Origin of the sequence: Flavobacterium sp. 2, from assembly GCF_049949195.1 — a bacterium.
Taxonomy (GTDB): domain Bacteria; phylum Bacteroidota; class Bacteroidia; order Flavobacteriales; family Flavobacteriaceae; genus Flavobacterium.
In genome coordinates this window covers 4,717,089-4,735,495 of sequence record NZ_CP188206.1, presented here as the reverse complement: position 1 = coordinate 4,735,495, position 18,407 = coordinate 4,717,089, and the positions used below count along the sequence as shown (strand labels likewise).

At 31.1% G+C, this 18,407-nt stretch carries 11 protein-coding genes; 7 read left to right on the top strand and 4 right to left on the bottom strand.

Features of this window, described 5'->3' with window-relative positions:
* Window positions 1–3 precede the first annotated feature (3 nt).
* The 4 genes from ACNFIH_RS20590 (at window position 4) to ACNFIH_RS20575 (ending at window position 10,524) form a co-directional block, all read left to right on the top strand.
* Window positions 4–3,816: a hypothetical protein gene (locus ACNFIH_RS20590; protein WP_426484564.1), complete on the top strand. Its 3,813-nt coding sequence runs from the start codon at window positions 4–6 to the stop codon at window positions 3,814–3,816.
* 358 nt (window positions 3,817–4,174) lie between these two features.
* Window positions 4,175–4,903 carry a TIGR00730 family Rossman fold protein gene (locus ACNFIH_RS20585; protein ID WP_035650835.1) on the top strand — a complete coding sequence of 243 codons (729 nt, stop codon included), beginning with the start codon at window positions 4,175–4,177 and terminating at the stop codon, window positions 4,901–4,903.
* 270 nt (window positions 4,904–5,173) lie between these two features.
* Entirely contained in the window at window positions 5,174–7,924 is a 2,751-nt protein-coding gene (locus ACNFIH_RS20580; RefSeq protein ID WP_426486737.1) for an aminopeptidase, read from the top strand.
* Window positions 7,925–8,112: 188 nt separating this feature from the next.
* Entirely contained in the window at window positions 8,113–10,524 is a 2,412-nt protein-coding gene (locus tag ACNFIH_RS20575; protein ID WP_426484563.1) for an alpha-ketoacid dehydrogenase subunit alpha/beta, read from the top strand.
* Between the two features lie 214 nt (window positions 10,525–10,738).
* On the opposite strand, the gene kdsB is transcribed toward ACNFIH_RS20575, so the two are convergent.
* Both kdsB and ACNFIH_RS20565 read right to left on the bottom strand, forming a co-directional pair.
* Window positions 10,739–11,473 carry a 3-deoxy-manno-octulosonate cytidylyltransferase gene (kdsB, locus tag ACNFIH_RS20570; protein WP_426484562.1) on the bottom strand — a complete coding sequence of 245 codons (735 nt, stop codon included), beginning with the start codon at window positions 11,471–11,473 and terminating at the stop codon, window positions 10,739–10,741.
* A gap of 143 nt (window positions 11,474–11,616) precedes the next feature.
* A complete protein-coding gene (locus tag ACNFIH_RS20565; RefSeq protein ID WP_426484561.1) occupies window positions 11,617–12,429 on the bottom strand; it encodes a class I SAM-dependent methyltransferase in 813 nt (270 codons plus the stop codon).
* A 420-nt stretch (window positions 12,430–12,849) separates the two neighbouring features.
* Between ACNFIH_RS20565 and ACNFIH_RS20560 the strand changes: the two genes are divergently transcribed.
* Window positions 12,850–14,178, top strand: a complete 1,329-nt coding sequence (locus ACNFIH_RS20560; protein WP_426484560.1) for a PQQ-binding-like beta-propeller repeat protein — start codon at window positions 12,850–12,852, stop codon at window positions 14,176–14,178.
* 3 nt (window positions 14,179–14,181) lie between these two features.
* On the opposite strand, the gene ygiD is transcribed toward ACNFIH_RS20560, so the two are convergent.
* The gene (ygiD, locus tag ACNFIH_RS20555; RefSeq protein ID WP_426484559.1) at window positions 14,182–15,012 is read right to left on the bottom strand and encodes a 4,5-DOPA dioxygenase extradiol; all 831 of its coding nucleotides are present in this window, start codon (window positions 15,010–15,012) and stop codon (window positions 14,182–14,184) included.
* Between the two features lie 106 nt (window positions 15,013–15,118).
* A complete protein-coding gene (locus ACNFIH_RS20550) occupies window positions 15,119–16,528 on the bottom strand; it encodes an ATP-dependent DNA helicase (RefSeq protein ID WP_035650819.1) in 1,410 nt (469 codons plus the stop codon).
* Between the two features lie 417 nt (window positions 16,529–16,945).
* Here ACNFIH_RS20550 and ACNFIH_RS20545 point away from each other — a divergent pair, with 417 nt between their 5' ends.
* Entirely contained in the window at window positions 16,946–17,767 is an 822-nt protein-coding gene (locus ACNFIH_RS20545; RefSeq protein ID WP_035650816.1) for a DUF3822 family protein, read from the top strand.
* Window positions 17,764–18,369 (top strand): RsmD family RNA methyltransferase, encoded by a 606-nt coding sequence (locus ACNFIH_RS20540; protein WP_035650813.1) that lies wholly within the window; start codon window positions 17,764–17,766, stop codon window positions 18,367–18,369. Before ACNFIH_RS20545 ends, ACNFIH_RS20540 begins: the two co-directional genes overlap by 4 nt.
* Window positions 18,370–18,407: the final 38 nt, after the last annotated feature.

Below are 18,407 nucleotides of genomic sequence, written 5' to 3'. Positions count from 1 at the left end.
ATTATGAATGTATTCGTTTTATTAATTTCTGAAGTAAATAAGTTAGTACCTATTAGTCAAATTAATAAGCGTAAAACAAAAATTAAAATATCAATAAAAAACTTATTAATTAGTGCATTGCTAAATGTTATAAATTTATTAACCAATTGGTATAAAAAATTAAGCAAAGCTAATAATTTAATTAACCTTCAAAATTTTGAAGATTTCACCCCCACGACCCTTAAAGATAAGGATGATAATTATAGTGATGTTCTAAAATATTCCATTGAAAATCCAAATACTAAAAATGTAGCATTAACTGGACCTTATGGCTCAGGAAAAAGTTCAATACTAAAAACATTTGAATCTAAAAATCTTGACTACAAATATTTAAACATATCATTAGCAACTTTTGACGAAAAAGTTCATACTTTAAAAGAAATAGAATATTGTATACTAAAGCAGTTATTCTATAAAATTGAACAAGAAAGAATCCCTGAATCAAGATTCAAAAGAATTGTTAATCATAAAAATGTTGCTTGGAAGGCTTTTTTATTTTTTCTATGGTTAGTGTCATTTGCCTATTTCTCAAACATCAGCTTCTTAAATGAAGCTTCAAAACTTTTTTCCGTTAACTATTATTCTAAATATTATAACATAGTTTATCTCATCTACTTTTTAAGTGGTATTGCCTTTATAGTATACAAAACAATGGGATTCGTCTTAAATTTCAAACTTACTAAATTTAGTTTTCAAGATGCAGAAATTGAAAATGGAGATGATAAAAAAAGTGTGAATTTTGAAAATGAAATCGACGAGATTTTATATTTTTTTGAGAGAAATCCTTTTAATGTAATATTTATCGAGGATTTAGATCGTTTTAAAAATACAGAAATTTTTATAAAACTCCGGGAGATTAATTATTTGATAAACAATTATGATCCAATAAAAGAGAAAAGAAAAATAACATTTATTTATGCAGTTCAAGATGATACTTTCAAAGAAGACGAAAGAGCAAAATTCTTCGATTTTATTATTCCAGTAATACCTGTAATTAATTACTCTAACTCAAGTATTGAATTATTAGATAAAATCGATATTAAGGAAGATCAAATACCAAAAGTTTTCATTAAGCAAGTTGCAAGATATTTATGTGATAAAAGAACCCTAATTTCAATTAATAATGAGTACAAAATTTATAAAAATATAATTGGCAATAGTTTAGATAAAACAAAACTTTTAGCAATGATGATATATAAAAATGTAGAGCCTAGAGATTTTGATAATTTAAATAGTCAAAGAGGATACGTTCACTCTGTTTTTAATAATTCTTATAAGCTAATAAAAGATACAATTGATTCTCTAGATCGAGAAATAATAAAAGAAAATCTCAAAATTGAAAATTCAAAAAAAGAATTAATCAAAGATGTTAACGAATTAAGAAGATTATATATAGTAAAATTTTATGAGAAATTACTTCTTCCTCAAAATCAAAATATACAAAATATACAAATTGAAAATGAACAGTGTCCAATAAATAAACTTGTTCTTGACAGTTATTTTGATGCTTTTAGTAAACTTAGTAACATTTCATTTTATCAATGGAATTCGAGCTACGGAAGATATATGCCTTCAAGTAGTAGTATTTCTTTTCAAAATTTAGAATCAGAAGTTGGATCTTATTCAGAGCGTTTTGAGATTATTGACAATAAAAACAATGATAAAATAAACGAGATTAAAAAAGAAATTGAAAGATTAGAAAATGAAAAACAAATTCTAAGAACTCAGAAAATTAAAGACATAGTATCTGATGAATATTTTCAAGAATGTTTGAATGATATGCAATACAAAAAAAATATAAATACAAAAGAAACCATTGACGGAAAAGAATCTATAATTACTACTGAAATTATAGTGATTCCGAAAATAAATAACTATGATCTAATTAATTTTCTAATAAGATATGGTCATATAGATGAAAGCTATTCACATTATATTTCTTATTTCTATCCGGGAACCATTACTAAAGAAGATAATGATTTCTTAAAAAGTTTTACAAATAATAAACCTTTACCTTACAATTTCAAATTACAAGAAATTGAAAATTTATTTTCGGATATTTTAGAATCTGATTTCAGCAGAGAGGAAATCTTAAATTTTTCGCTTCTAGATTTTATTATTGAAAGAAACAACACAGATAAGCAATTAAATCAAATCGTTACGTTATTAAGCACAAAAATAATTAAACCAGTTACTTTTATAGATGAATATCTAACCTATACAAAAGATCCTAATAAAAAAGCTTTTTTTCAAGCTCTTTGTAAAAATTGGAAAAACTCTAATCAAAATATTTGGGAGGAATTAATGTCGAATTTATCAGATGACAAACTTTTTGAATATGTAAATTTCATGTTTTCAAAATTAGATGTATCTATATTACAAAATTTAAATATCCGAAATAGTATTTCAAATTATATATCCGAAATTGAAAACCTAGAATCATTTAAAGGCATAGATAAGGAAATAACTGCTTTTATATCTAAAAATGACATTAAATTCAAAAAAATTAATGGAAAAGGTTCTAAAGTTATTCTCGATTTCATTTATGATAATAATAATTATGCAATCAATGATACTATGATTGAATTATTTACAAATTTATACAAACAAAATGATATAAATCTCTCTTTACTTAAAACTGAAAACTATACAACAATTACAAATTCAGGAGCTATAAAACTTAAGTCGTATATTGATAATAATATAGAAGAGTATTTAGAAAACGTATTTCAACAATTAGAAAATAACAATAATGAATCTGAAAAAACAATTATTGACATTTTAAATAAAAATATTAATCTAGAGCTCAAAGCTGAAATCATTTATAAAAATCAAAATTTAATTAATAATCTTTCTGAAATAAATGATACTTCAATTTGGGAGGTTTTACTTGAGGCAGATAAAGTCTCAATCTCATGGAACAATTTATTACAATATTTCAAAACTATAAACAGTTTTGACGATACATTAATAAACTATTTAAATATTAATGAACATAAAAGTGAACTTAAATATCGAATTAATAAAGACATTGAAGAAGATAAACAAGTAATCCAAAAATTTACTCGTGAACTTATACAAAGTAATATTTCATTAAGCTCATTTTCTGTTTTAATTACAAATTCAATAATTCCTTATTCTTATCCAAATGGCGTAATCTATTTTAATGAAATCTCTATTGAAAAGATGAAGATTTTAATTGAGAATAAAATACTTACCTTGACTGTAGAAAATTACAATTTTATCAACAATAAACACACCAATTTACTTATAGTTTTATTGGAAACAAATATAACTGAATTTTTAGGCCAAATGAATACCTATCCTTTAGAAAGTCAAACTATTTTAGAACTTATAAATTCAAAATATACGGCAGGAAATGAAACTTTTATAATTAAAAACACTGAAGAGTCACTACTTTTAGAAAATGTAGAATTATTAAAAAAAGTTTGCCATTATTTATCAAAAAATGAAATAATAAAAATCAGTAAAGAACTTTTTAAAGAACTGTTATCGAAAAGCAAATCCCAAGAAGACAAAGTAAAACTCTTTAATAAATATTATTCAACTATTAATAAGACAGATTTAAAAAGTTTAATTATATTACTTGGAGATCCATACTCAACAATAACTATCGGAAAAGTTAGTAAATTCATCAATAATAATGATAATTTAAAATTTATTAATCTCTTGGAAACCGACAAAATCTTTATTTCGAGTAAAAACTTTATTGAAGACGGCAAAAGAATAAAAGTCAATTTAAAAACTAAAAAATAACAAATCAGTTTTCTGCAATCGATTGATAATGAAATCAAACCCTAAATCTCATTATTACCTAAATATTACTTTTACAATATAACCTTTCCTTTTTGTAACAATTCTAATAAAAAGTGTTAATTTAGCATCCGCCTTTTTTCAAAAATTTGAGCTTTAAATAAAAATGTTTCGATTAAACCAATTGTTCAATTGAAACCGATTGCCCTAGCCCTGATGGAAGCGGCATCCTTTTTCTGGCTTCTTTAGCCAGGAAAAGATATAGCGGACAGCAGGATCAGCTCCTTCTCCTTCAACTGCACTTGGGATTATAGCTAAAAGAATCGGCATAAATAAAAATATAAATTATAAAATACCTAAAATGAGATTAGAAGATTTTGATAATGATGAAGATAAAGTAATCCAAGACAGTTTAAAACAGAAAACTTGGAATGAAATAAGAACCAATGACAGCTGGGCGATTTTTAAAATCATGTCCGAATTTGTGAATGGTTACGAAAGCATGGGACGAATTGGACCTTGCGTTTCGATTTTTGGATCGGCGAGAACAAAACCGGATGAAAAATACTATCAATTGGCTGAAAAAATTGCTTTTAAAATAAGTAAAGCTGGTTATGGCGTAATTACGGGAGGAGGCCCGGGAATTATGGAAGCCGGAAATAAAGGTGCGCATTTAGGAGGCGGAACTTCGGTTGGTTTGAACATCGAATTGCCTTTTGAACAGCATTTTAATCCTTATATCGATCACGATAAAAACCTGAATTTCGATTATTTCTTTGTGAGAAAAGTTATGTTCGTTAAATATTCGCAAGGATTTGTGGTTATGCCTGGAGGTTTTGGAACTTTGGATGAAATGTTTGAAGCGATTACTTTGATTCAGACAAAGAAAATTGGAAAATTCCCAATTATACTTGTTGGAGTTGAATTCTGGTCGGGTTTAATTGATTGGGTAAAAACGGTTTTAGTTGAAAAAATGCACACTGTAAGCCCTGAAGATTTGAACTTATTTAAAATTGTTGATACTGAAGATGAAGTTGTTGATGTTTTAGATAAATTCTACAAGAAATACGATTTGAGTCCGAATTTCTAATTTTTCACGACATAAGTCATATAAGCTATTTATTTGATACTTAGCAGTATCAACTTCATTTACTTATAATATGATTAAATTTTAAGAGCTGTTTTTTAAAACAGCTTTTTTTATGCTATTTTTACAAAAAACCGAAACATCTTTATACTCGTAACTTAAGATATATCAATAATTTTTTTACGCCACTATTTGAAATCATTTTATAAAATTATAATCCTGTTTTTTGTTTTATTGAGTTCGATAAAACAATATGCACAACATCAATCTAAGATGGAAGTGGCGGTAAATCTTGACCTTAAAACGCTTAATGTCAGACAGGATATTACGTATTACAATACTTCAAACGATTCATTGATTTCAATTGTTCTGAATGATTGGAACAATGCGTTTTCGGATAAAAATACGCCGCTTGCAAGACGATTTTCAGATGAATTTTACAGGGGTTTTCATGTAGCAAAACCTGAAGAAAGAGGAAATACAACTATTTTGAATCTTACTGATTCTGATAATATGGCGCTCGAATGGGAAAGAACAGATAAAAATCCTGATTTTATTGTTATAAAACTAAACCGAAAGCTTCGTCCGGGTGAAAAAATGGATTTGCATTTGACGTATATTGCAAAAATTCCGAGCGCAAAATTCACGCATTATGGTTTTGAGCAAGATGGCAGCATGAACTTAAAGAACTGGTTTTTAACTCCTGCCCGATTTGAAAATCATCGTTTTGTAAAAAACAACAATTTCAATCTTGATGATATTGCCAATTCAGTTGTTGATTATCAGCTTGAAATAAAACTTCCTACTAATTATTTTATTAGTACCGATTTGGATTCGGTTTCAAAAGACCAATCAAATCCATCGTTTACGAGTTATCTTTTTTCAGGAACTAACAGAACCGATTTTAATGTTATTATTGAAAAACAAAATAGCTTCAGAAGTTATACAACTGGTGGTTTAGAAGTAGTTTCGGATTTAAAAACAAAAAAACTGAACGAAATTCAAAGAGCGATAGTTATCAATAGAGTAGCTTCTTTTGCAAATGCGTTTATTGGAAAATATCCACATTCAAAAATCACTGTTTCACAGGCAGATTATGACCGAAATCCGTTTTATGGATTGAATCAGCTTCCTTCCTTTATTAGTCCCTTTTCAGATGAATTTATATTTGAAATTACTTTTCTGAAGACTTATCTGAACAATTATCTGAAAAATAGTCTCCGATTGGATCCAAGGCAAGACAATTGGGTTTATGACGGAATTCAGATTTATACCATGATGAAATACATGGAAGAAAACCATCTCGATCAAAAAATGCTGGGAAGGCTTTCGGACATGAAACTCTTTAAAAGCTATAACATTACCAATCTGACTTTTAACGAGCAATACAGCTATTATTATATGTTGATGGCACGTAAAAATTTAGATCAGCCTCTTGGTGATCCAAAAAATACACTTATTAAATTCAACGAACAAATCGCAAGTAAATATCGCGCTGGTTTAAGTTTGAGTTATTTAGATGATTATTTGAATCATAATATTGTCCCTGAAAGTGTTCAGGAATTTTATACGCTTAATAAGTCACAACAAACGAATCGATATGATTTAGAAGCAATACTAAACAAAAAAAGTAATAAAAATATTGAGTGGTTTTTTAGAACTATTATCGAATCACGTGATATAATTGACTATAAATTTACGGATGTTTCGAGAACAAAAGACAGCGTTCAGTTTTCAATAAAAAGCGTTACAGGAGTTTATGCGCCAATTCCAGTGTATGGAATGAAGAAAAACGAAGTAGCTTTCAAGGAATGGATTGAACCAACAAACAATGATTCTGTTTATCATTTTGATCGGAAAAATGCCGACAAATTAGTAATAAATTACGACAACGAGGTTCCGGAGTACAATCAGCGTAATAACTGGAAATCCTTAAAAAGCATTGCGATTACCAATCGTCCAATCAAATTTAATTTTGCTAAAGATTTAGAAGATCCGTATTACAATCAAATTTTATACATCCCGACTTTAACCTATAATTATTATGATGGAATTACGCCGGGAATTCGTTTTCATAACAAAACAATATTAGACAAACCGTTTAATTTTGACATAAATCCTGCTTATTCTATTAAAGCGGGAACAATATCAGGCTCTTCTGCATTTTCGTGGAATCAATATTATAGAAACAGCACACTTTATAATGTTAGATATTCTATCAGCCAGAATTACTTTCATTATGCGCCAGATGCAGCTTATTTTAGACTAAACCCAATGGTGCAATTGCGCATTCGTGAAGAAAACTTTAGAGACAATAGAAAACAGCTTATCATGTTTCGTCAGGTAATTGTGAATCGCGAAGCAAGTCAATATATTACTGATAATTCAAAACCAAACTATTCTATTTTTAATGCGAGATATTCGAACATAAAAACAGAATTGGTTAATCATTTTAGTTATATGAATGATATTCAGTTTTCTGGAGATTTTGGTAAACTTTCAGGCGAAGTTGAATACCGACGCTTATTTGAAAACAATCATAAATTAAATTTGCGACTATACGCGGGAATGTTCCTTTATAATACAACAAATTCAGATTATTTCAGTTTTGGTTTAGACAGACCGACTGATTATTTATTTGATTATAATCTTTTTGGAAGATCAGAATCTACGGGATTTTTCAGTCAGCAATATGTAATTGCCGAAGGTGGATTTAAGTCGCAGTTAGAGCCAGCATATGCAAATCAATGGATGACTACGATGAATGCCAGTTATGCTATTTGGAATTGGGTCGAAGTTTATGGAGATGTTGGTTTCCTGAAAAATAAACATCAAAGAGAATTCTTTGCCTACGACAGTGGTATTCGTTTAAATTTGGTTCCAGATTATTTTGAACTCTATTTTCCGGTTTATTCAAATAATGGATGGGAAATTGCACAAAGTAATTACAACGAAAAAATACGATTTGTCATCACTTTTTCCCCAAAAACATTACTCAATCTTTTCACTAGAAAATGGTTCTAATCGAATAAATTTTAAACAAAAAGTTATATTATTATTACATAAATTGATTTTTTACTGAAAATTACATAAATAAAATACGTAGTTTTTTTATTTTAAATACAAATAATTAAATTATATTTATTTTAAAGAATTATGATTATTGATTGTTTTTAAGTAATTTCGCAGTCTAAACATGACCATTAAAGATTATGATAAAAGAAAAAAGCAATACTACTTTGACATTTGAAGATTTCAAAACTGAGGTATTGAACGACTACAGAATTGCCGTAACTAGCCGTGAATGTAGTCTTTTAGGTCGTAAAGAAGTATTAACAGGAAAAGCCAAATTTGGAATATTTGGAGACGGAAAAGAAGTACCGCAGCTTGCAATGGCAAAAGCTTTCAAAAACGGTGATTTTCGTTCAGGATACTACCGCGATCAGACTTTTATGATGGCGATTGGCGAATTGACTCCAAAACAATTTTTCGCTGGTTTATACGGTCACACCGATTTGGATTTTGATCCAATGTCTGCCGGAAGACAAATGGGCGGACACTTTGTAACGCACAGTTTAAACGAAGACGGTTCGTGGAAAGACTTAACAAAACAAAAAAATTCAAGTTCAGATATATCACCTACAGCCGGACAGATGCCAAGATTATTGGGATTGGCTCAGGCTTCAAAAATTTACAGAAATGTTGACGGAATTACCATCAAAGATAAATTTACTGTAAACGGAAATGAAGTGGCATGGGGAACTATTGGTAACGCAAGTACATCTGAAGGATTATTTTTTGAAACTATAAATGCTGCCGGAGTTTTACAAGTTCCGATGGTAATGAGTGTTTGGGATGATGAATACGGAATTTCGGTTCACGCCAGACATCAAACTACAAAAGAGAATATTTCTGAAATCCTTAAAGGATATCAACGTGATGAAGATTCTAAAGGTTATGATATTTTTAGAGTGAAAGGTTGGGATTATGCTGAACTGGTTTCAACATATGAAAGAGCTGGACAAATTGCGCGCGAAGAACATATTCCTGTTTTAATTCACGTAAATGAATTGACACAACCTCAAGGTCACTCTACTTCTGGTTCACACGAACGTTATAAAAACGGAGAAAGACTGGCTTGGGAAAGAGATTTTGACTGTATTCGTCAAATGCGTTTATGGATGATTGCAATTAATATTGCGTCACCTGAAGAACTTGAAGTAATTGATTTTCAATTGAAAAAAGAAGTTCTTGAAGCTAAAAAAGAAGCTTGGAATTCCTTCATTAATCCAATTATTGAGGAACAAAAAAATCTTTTGGCTTTGTTAGAACAAATTGCTGAAGCAAGTATCAACCACAAAGACAGAATCAGAAAATATATTTCGGAATTAAGTGCGATTAAAGCGCCACTTAAAAAGGAATTGCTTGTTTATGCAAGAAAGATTCTTCGTTTTATCGAAGTTCCAAACAGTAAAGTAATTCTAAGAGAATGGATTACTACATTCTTGAATGAAACTCAGGAAAAATTCAGCAGTAATTTACATTCTGAATCAGACAAAAATGTTTTTTCAGTTCAGAAAGTACTTCCTGAATATGGAGAAAATGCTAAAGCTGATATTGACGGAAGAATGCTTTTGCGTGACAACTTTGACGCTTTGTTTGCTAAATATCCGGAAACTTTAATTTTTGGTGAAGATGTCGGAAACATTGGTGACGTAAACCAAGGTTTAGAAGGCATGCAGGAAAAATACGGCGAACTTCGTGTTGCCGATGTTGGAATTCGTGAAGCAACGATTATCGGTCAGGGAATCGGAATGGCTTTAAGAGGTTTGCGTCCAATTGCTGAAATTCAATATTTAGATTATTTATTATATGCCATCCAAATCATGAGTGATGATTTGGCAACATTACAATATAGAACTGTTGGAAAACAAAAAGCACCATTAATCATTAGAACGCGCGGACACCGTTTAGAAGGTATCTGGCACTCTGGTTCTCCAATGGGAATGATTATCAATGCGATTCGAGGTATTCACGTTTTGGTTCCAAGAGACATGACACAAGCTGCAGGTTTTTACAACACACTTTTGGAGTGCGACGAACCGGCTTTAGTAATTGAATGTCTAAACGGATACCGTTTAAAAGAAAAAGCGCCTTTGAACTTTGGTGAATTCAAAACTCCAATTGGTGTTATTGAAACGATGAAAGAAGGTTCAGATATTACTTTAGTTTCTTACGGATCAACTTTGAGACTGGTTCAGCAAGCTGCAAACGAATTATTAGATTTAGGAATTGATTGTGAAGTTATTGATATTCAATCTTTACTTCCTTTTGATGTCAATAAGGATATTGTAAAAAGTATTGCAAAAACAAATCGTCTTTTAGTAATTGATGAAGATGTTCCTGGAGGAGCTTCAGCATTCATTTTACAGCAAATTTTAGAAGAACAAGACGCTTACAAATATCTTGACAGCAAACCACAAACTCTTGCTGCAAAAGCCCACAGACCAGCATACGGAACTGATGGTGATTATTTCTCTAAACCTTCTGCAGAAGATATTTTCGAGAAAGTATACAGCATGATGAATGAAGTTAATCCTTCTAAATTTCCTAGTTTATACTAAGATTTTAGAATGTTTTAGATAAAAGAAAAAGCTCCAATAATTTTGGAGCTTTTTTTGTTTTATAGACCAAGTAACCCTAACGTTTGTCATTCCGAGGAACGAGGAATCTCCATAAGAAACTCCGTACAGTTAATCACCAATCTTTGTCGAGCTACTCGTGGAGATTCCTCGTTCCTCGGAATGACAAGATTATGGATAATTTTATTCAAATTAATTAAATATCCTTCAACATCATTCTCGCCTTCTCTAAATCCTCAGCAGTATCGATTCCAATTCCAACATGAGTAGTTTCGACCATTTTAATACGTTTTCCGAACTCTAAATAACGAAGTTGTTCTAACTTCTCAGAAGCTTCTAAAGATTTCATCGGAAGGCTGTAAAAATCCAATAAAGCCTGTTTTCTAAAAGCATAAATTCCAATGTGCTGAAAATATCTTACCCCAACATTTTTCTCTCTCGGATAAGGAATTACCGATCTTGAAAAATACAAAGCAAATTGTGATTGATCAACTACAACTTTTACATTATTCGGGTTATTGATTTCGTCTTCATTTGTAATTTCACGCATTAGCGAAGCTAAATCAACCTTTTTATCAGGATCATTTTTAAAAACTGATAAAACTTGCGCTAAAGGTTCTGCTTCTGTAAAAGGTTCGTCGCCCTGAACATTTACCACAATATCAACATCTAAATTTGCAACGGCTTCAGCAATTCGATCACTTCCAGATTCGTGTTCTTTGATGCTCATAATTGCTTTTCCGCCATTGGAAACTATTTCATCAAAAATCAAATCCGAATCGGTTACAACAAAAACATCATCAAATAAATTTGTAGAAATTGCTGCTTCGTAGGTTCTTAAAATTACTGTTTTTCCACCTAAATCCTGCATTAGTTTTGCAGGAAAACGTGTTGAAGCATATCTGGCTGGAATTACCGCTATTATTTTCATTCTTATATTTTACTGAGTTTAAAAAACTCAAAATTTAGTAATTTAATTTTCACTGGTTTTAAGTGTTTGCAAATATGCAAAAATTACTTTTAAATTTTCTGTTTTTCTATTTCTGCGAAGGATGAAAATCATGCTCAAGAATATTAAACCAAAACTGTAACATGAAGATAAGTTGCGGGAATTAATGTAGAATTTTCGTCATTACTTTTGTTTTGACTATTAACTAACCCTTCGAGTTTAGCATACAAATCCGAAGTTTTTCCATTTTGTTCTGCAGCTTCAAAAGCATTCATAGTTGGACCATAGTAATTTTTTAATCGATTTAGCCACTCCGAAGGTGGAAATGCTGCTTTAAATGTAAAGGTATCTCTCTCAAAAGAAATATTTTCTTTAGGAACACCCGCATTCGTAAATCTTTCAACTACGTTATCCTCAATTCCCCAAAGCATTGGGCTTACAAAACCCTCAGGAGGCGGTGGTGTAAATTCAGAACTAATTTTCAAGATTTGTGCAACCAGCGTTGGATCTCCTGGTATCCAATTACCCATAATAATTTTACCTCCAGGTCGTGTAACACGAACCATTTCTTTAGCAACATCAAAAGGTTTTGGAGCAAACATTGCTCCAAAAATGCTCATCGTAACATCGTAAGATTGATTTTTCAATTCATTCAAATCGGTTGCGTCACCTTCTTGAAATACAATATTATCCAATCCTTCCTTTTTTGCACGAAGATTGCCAGCTTCAACTAAATTTCTTGCTATATCAACACCTAAAACATTGGCTCCTAATTTTGCCGAAGGTATTGCGGTAGTACCATCTCCACAGCCAAGATCTAAAACGTTAGTATTTTCTTTAATTCCAATTTTGGCAACCAATTCCTCGCCGCTCTCTCTCATAGATTCTGCAACACGCGTAAAATCGCCTTTTTCCCATAATGCTTTGTTTGGATTCATCTTAGTTATATCAGTGATTATAGTGCTGATGCCGCACTTTTACTTAATTTGTAAACATCTTCTATCCTTTTTTAAATTATCACCAGTTAATCACAAAAGGCATTTAAAAAACTACTTAAAAAGAAGACATAAACTAAATAATCAACTGACAAACAATTACTTATGTAAAAATAAACAAATTTAGATAAAACATTTTACTATCTCACCAAATTTATTTTTTAAACAAATTGTGTAGATTATAACTTTTATACCATTATTACATCAATGGGAAATGATTGGAAAACTTTGAGGTGTTCTTTCGCTATTTCCATATAAAAACAAATATGCTATTCACAGCGCTTTCTAAAATATTTTTATAACATTTTCATTAAAGCATTGCTATTTAATTTATTAGAATATTTTTATTTTTATGTAAAAAACATGAAAAGAACCTTTACTTCTATCCTGCTCTATTTCTTTTTAATTTTTACTTCCAATGCTTTTTCTCAAAATAAAACCATCAATACATTTACAAATCGAATTTTTGATGGAAAAGGTTATCGGCCATTGGGTGATTTAAAATGGAAATTTAAAACAGAAGGAAAAATCTTTTCCTCGCCAATTGTTAAAAACGGAGCAGTTTATATAGGAAGTGAAGACGGTTTTTTATACTGCATCAATGAAAAATCAGGAAACATCAAATGGAAATTCAAAACCAATGGCGCAGTTCACAGTTCGGCTAGCATCGATAATGATACTGTTTATTTTGGAAGTTTTGACGGGTATTATTATGCCGTAAATGCAACAACCGGAAAAGAAATCTGGAAGTTTAAAACCAAAGGCGAACATTGGTACCAAGAAATCGGAATGTGGGGAATGAAACCAAGCGACATGTTGATGAACGATTTATGGGATTTTTATTTGTCATCGCCTGTTATTTACAATGATAAAAATACAGCTTTAGTCATTTTTGGAAGCAGTGATGGAAATATGTACGCTGTCGACTCAAAAAACGGCACTTTAAAATGGAATTTCAAAACCAATGAACCAATTCACAGTACACCAATTATTGCAAAAGATAAATTATATTTTGGAGGTTGGGACGGAATTTTCTACGCTTTAGATTGTAAAACCGGAAAAGAGAAATGGCATTTTTCAACTGAAGTCAAAACTGGATTTAAAGGCATTCAGGCTGCTGCAGTAATTTCAGATGGATTGGTTTATTTTGGTGCCAGAGATCCTTTTTTGTTTGCGCTTGACGCAGAAACCGGAAAATTAGTATGGAAATACAATGCCGAAAATTCCTGGATTTTGAGTTCGGCTGTTGCACAAGACAATACGCTTTACATTGGAACTTCTGACACTTATGCTTTATTAGCACTTGATTCAAAAACAGGCCAGGAAAAATACCGATTTAAAGGAAACGGCTATATTTATTCTTCTCCTGCAATATCAGGAAACACAATTTATTTTGGTGATTTTAGCGGTAATTTTTTTGCTTTAAACTTGCTTTCAAACGGAAAAGAATCAGCTTTTATAAGTACTGAAAATAGAAAAAAATATGCTGTTGAAATTTTAAACAACAATCATCTTGATTTTACATACGCTTCCAAACAAGCCGATTTATCTATTTATGCCGAAAACCAAAAAGTAATGGATGAATTTTACAAATTAGGTCCAATAGTTTCTTCGCCTTTCATAAGCAACAATACAATTTATTTTGGAAGCGCTGATGGCTATTTATACGCCTATAACTTAAAAAGACAATAAAGCTTACATTATTTTTACCGAAGTCATACTCAAAGAACCCGCTAATAATTTGTCATTAAAAAGTTCCAATTCATCAGTTTTATCTTTTAAACCTAAAGTATACAAAAGCGGCAAATAATGATCCGGAGTTGGAATTGCAACTTGAACTGCTTTATTCATTTTTTCAAAATCAATCAGCGGTTGAAAATTCCCATCTAATAAATAATTATTGACCGTTTCCCTGGCTTCAATTGCCCAGTCATAACCGTAATTATCTTTGTCGAAATTTCTGAAATCGACCAAACGAAGATTATGCACAATATTCCCGCTTCCGATTATCAAAACGCCTTTGTAACGTAGAGCTTGTAATTTCTGCGCCAATTCAAAATGATATTGCCCCGATTTTGTATAATCAATACTCAACTGAATTACGGGAACATCTGCATTTGGATATAAATGTTTAATTACACTCCACGCGCCATGATCCAGACCCCAATGTTCGTCTAATTCGATCTGAACTGGATCTAATATTTTTTTAGTTTCCAAAGCCAATTCCGGACTTCCTTTTGCTGGATATTGAACATCAAAAAGCGCTTGCGGAAAACCTCCAAAATCATGAATAGTCCTCGGCATTTCCATAGAAGTTACTTTTGTTCCTTTTGTAAACCAGTGCGCCGAAACACACAAAATAGCATTTGGCTGCGGCAAAGTTTTCGCCAAATTACGGAAACCGGCTACAAACTGATTTTCTTCAATAGCATTCATTGGGCTTCCATGTCCTAAAAAAAGAACCGGCATTTTATCTGTATTCGAAAACGTTGATGAAATCGAATGTAAGTCGTTTAGTGTTGTCATTGTAAAAGTGCTTTTCTTGCCACAGATTAAAAGGATTAAAAAGATTTCCTAAAGCTTTTCAAAAATTTAAAATCTGTGGAAATCATTTTAATCTGTGGCTAAAAAATCATTCCTCAAAACTCTCGTCTTTAAATCCTATCAAATATAACTTATTTTTAGCACGTGTCATAGCTGTATAAAGCCATCTGATGTAATCACGATCAATTCCGTCCGGCAAGTATGGCTGTTCAATAAAAACAGTATTCCACTGTCCTCCTTGCGATTTGTGACATGTGATTGCGTAAGAGAATTTTACCTGAAGACCATTGAAATATTCGTTCTCTTTTACCTTTTGGAATCTCTTATATTTTGTTGGTTCGTCTTCGTAATCTTTCATTACTTCTTCGTACAAACGATTTGATTCTTCATATGTTAACGACGGAGATTCGCTTTTTATAGTATCTAAAATTAAAACCGTTTCAAAAGGTTTTTGATCTGGGTAATCAACCATTCTGATTTTTACTTTCGCAAAAGTAAATCCATATAATTCTCTGATTCCGAACATTTCCAGAACTTCGATAATGTCACCATTAGCAATAAATCCGGCTTCATCAGTTTCTTTTAGCCAGAAATAATTGTTTTTGACAACCATCAAAAAATCGCCAACCGAAAGTTCACTTTCCTTAAATAAAATTCGGCTTCTGATTTGTTCATTATACTGATTTGCTCTTTTATTTGACCGAACAATAAAAGCCGTGTCTTCAATACTATAATTGCTATAAGCCGAATTTATAGCATCCTGAATGTCATATCCATCTGTCAAACGAACAATATCTTTGAACTTTTTTACATTGAATTTAAACTCTGTAATAAAGCTTTCTTTCAGCAACTCACGCAGTTCTGTCGCGTTAAACAAAATTCCCGAATTTTCTTCCTGACGCATAACTTCATCTAACTCGATATGCTCAATTTCTTTATCGTAATGAACACCAAGAGTCTGAATATCAAGCGCCGGACTAATATCTAAATTCACCGGAGGCAACTGCGCTGTATCTCCCAAAAGAATCATTTTGCAATTGCTTCCGGAATATACATAATTGATTAAATCATCCAGAAGTGACCCACTGTCAAGCGTACTGTCTGAAATCATCGAAGCTTCGTCAACTATAAAAATGGTATTTTTATGTTTATTGACTTGTTTTGTAAAAGCCACTCCTCCGCCCGATGATTTTTTAGGAAAATATATTTTTTTATGAATCGTAAATGCTGCTGTATTGGAGTAATTCGAAATCACTTTTGCTGCACGTCCTGTTGGCGCAAGCAAAACAAATTTTTTATTGATTTCTCCAAGATTGTTTACAATCGTTGAAATCACTGTTGTTTTTCCGGTTCCGGCATATCCTTTCAGTACAAAAATCGTATCGTTTTTAGGTTCAGTTAAAAAAATTGCGATTTTCTGAAAAAAAACATCTTGTTTGTATGTGGGTGCAAAAGGGAATCTTTTTTGTAAAACGCTGTAAAACAATGTTGAATTCATAGGGTAAAATTGGAATACAAAGTTCGTCTTTTTTAACCGCAATTTCAACTTTAAATAGTTTAATCCATTTAAGTGATACAAGCTCATTTAAAAAAAACGTAGAAAATATTAACGCGGATGAAACGGATTCGCTATCGCGAAAACGCTGAAAAAAACGGATTTACTTTTGGCAATTAAAAATCTGTGCAAATCTGTGTCTTCGCGATAGCGAATCCGTTTCATCCGCGTATAATTTAATCGCAAACCTAAATTATCACTTATATTCAAAAAAAATAATAGTACCATAACGTCTTCCTAACTTTTTTTTAAAATTGTTTTTTGAAATTGCAATTATTATTGTTGCTTTTTAATTTGTAAGTTTGTGGTCGCTTAAATTCTTTCTTGATTCAAAAACAGGTAACGATTTGTAAATCAGATATGTCATTACAAAATATTAACATTACTTCCAAAAATTACAAAAAACTTTCTATTCAGGTTTCTCTGACTGGATTTTCATTTTGTTGTTTTGACACTTTAAATAATGTCATTACAACCTATAAAGAAATAAAGTTTGATACGTCAGGTAAAACCGGCAAAATTGAAGATCTGTTTAGCGAGGCTTTCAAAAATAATTCTGAATTAAAAGACATTTACGACGAAGTAATGGTGATTCACAACAATAATCTTTCGACTTTTGTTCCAGAACCTTTATTTGATGAGGAATATCTTGGAAGTTATTTGCAATACACTACAAAAGTTTTTGAAACCGACTTTTTTACGTTTGATCAAATCTCAAATTATCACATGAATTCGGTGTATATTCCGTATGTGAATATCAATAATTTTTTGATTGATAATGTTGGATCATTTGATTACAAACATGCCAATAGTATTTTGGTCGAAAAAATTCTGGACAATTCAAGAAACAACGACGAAAAGAAAATGGTGGTCAATTTTAATCCTGGCCATTTTGAAGTTATAGTGGTTCAAAACCAGAAACTTCTTTTTTTCAATTCATTTGAATATCAAACCCCTGAAGATTTTCTATATTACCTACTATTTACTGCCGAACAATCGAATTTAAATCCCGAGATTTTCCCTCTCGAATTATTGGGCACGATAGACCAAAACGATCCGTTTTATGCCATCGCGTATAAATACATTCGTAATATATCCTTTCTGGATGTAAGCACGTTACAGCAAAAAAACAGCTTCTCTTTAAAAGAAAATCAAAAACATTATATTTTATTCCAATCATGAGAATTATTTCAGGAAAACACAAAGGGCGTCGAATTTCTCCACCAAAAAACCTTCCTGTAAGACCAACAACTGATATGAGCAAAGAAGCATTATTCAATGTTTTGAACAATCATTTTAGTTTTGACAGCTTAAAGGTTTTAGATCTATTTTCAGGAACTGGAAATATCAGTTATGAATTCGCTTCACGCGGAAGCGCACCAATTACCTCTGTAGATGGTGATTTTGGATGTGTAAAATTCATCAAACAGGTTTCGTCAGAATATGATTTTGATATTGCTGCAACAAAAAGCGATGTTTTCAAATTTTTGGAAAGCTGTAAAACTTCTTATGATATTGTTTTTGCCGATCCTCCTTACGGACTCGATCAGGCGACTTTTGAAAAAATTGTACTAACTGTTTTTGAAAGAGATTTGCTTCATGAAGATGGAATGATGATTATTGAGCATTCAAAATATACGAAGCTTGATCATTTGAGTAATTTTTCTTTTCAGAAAAGTTATGGAGGTTCTTTTTTCAGTTTCTTCGAACTAAATTCAACTGACGATGATGAAGAACTTCCGGGAGATTCTCCAATAAAAATTACAGAAGAAGACGAAGGATAATTTTCCTTTTTATCATAAAAAATCCCTTGAAATTTCAA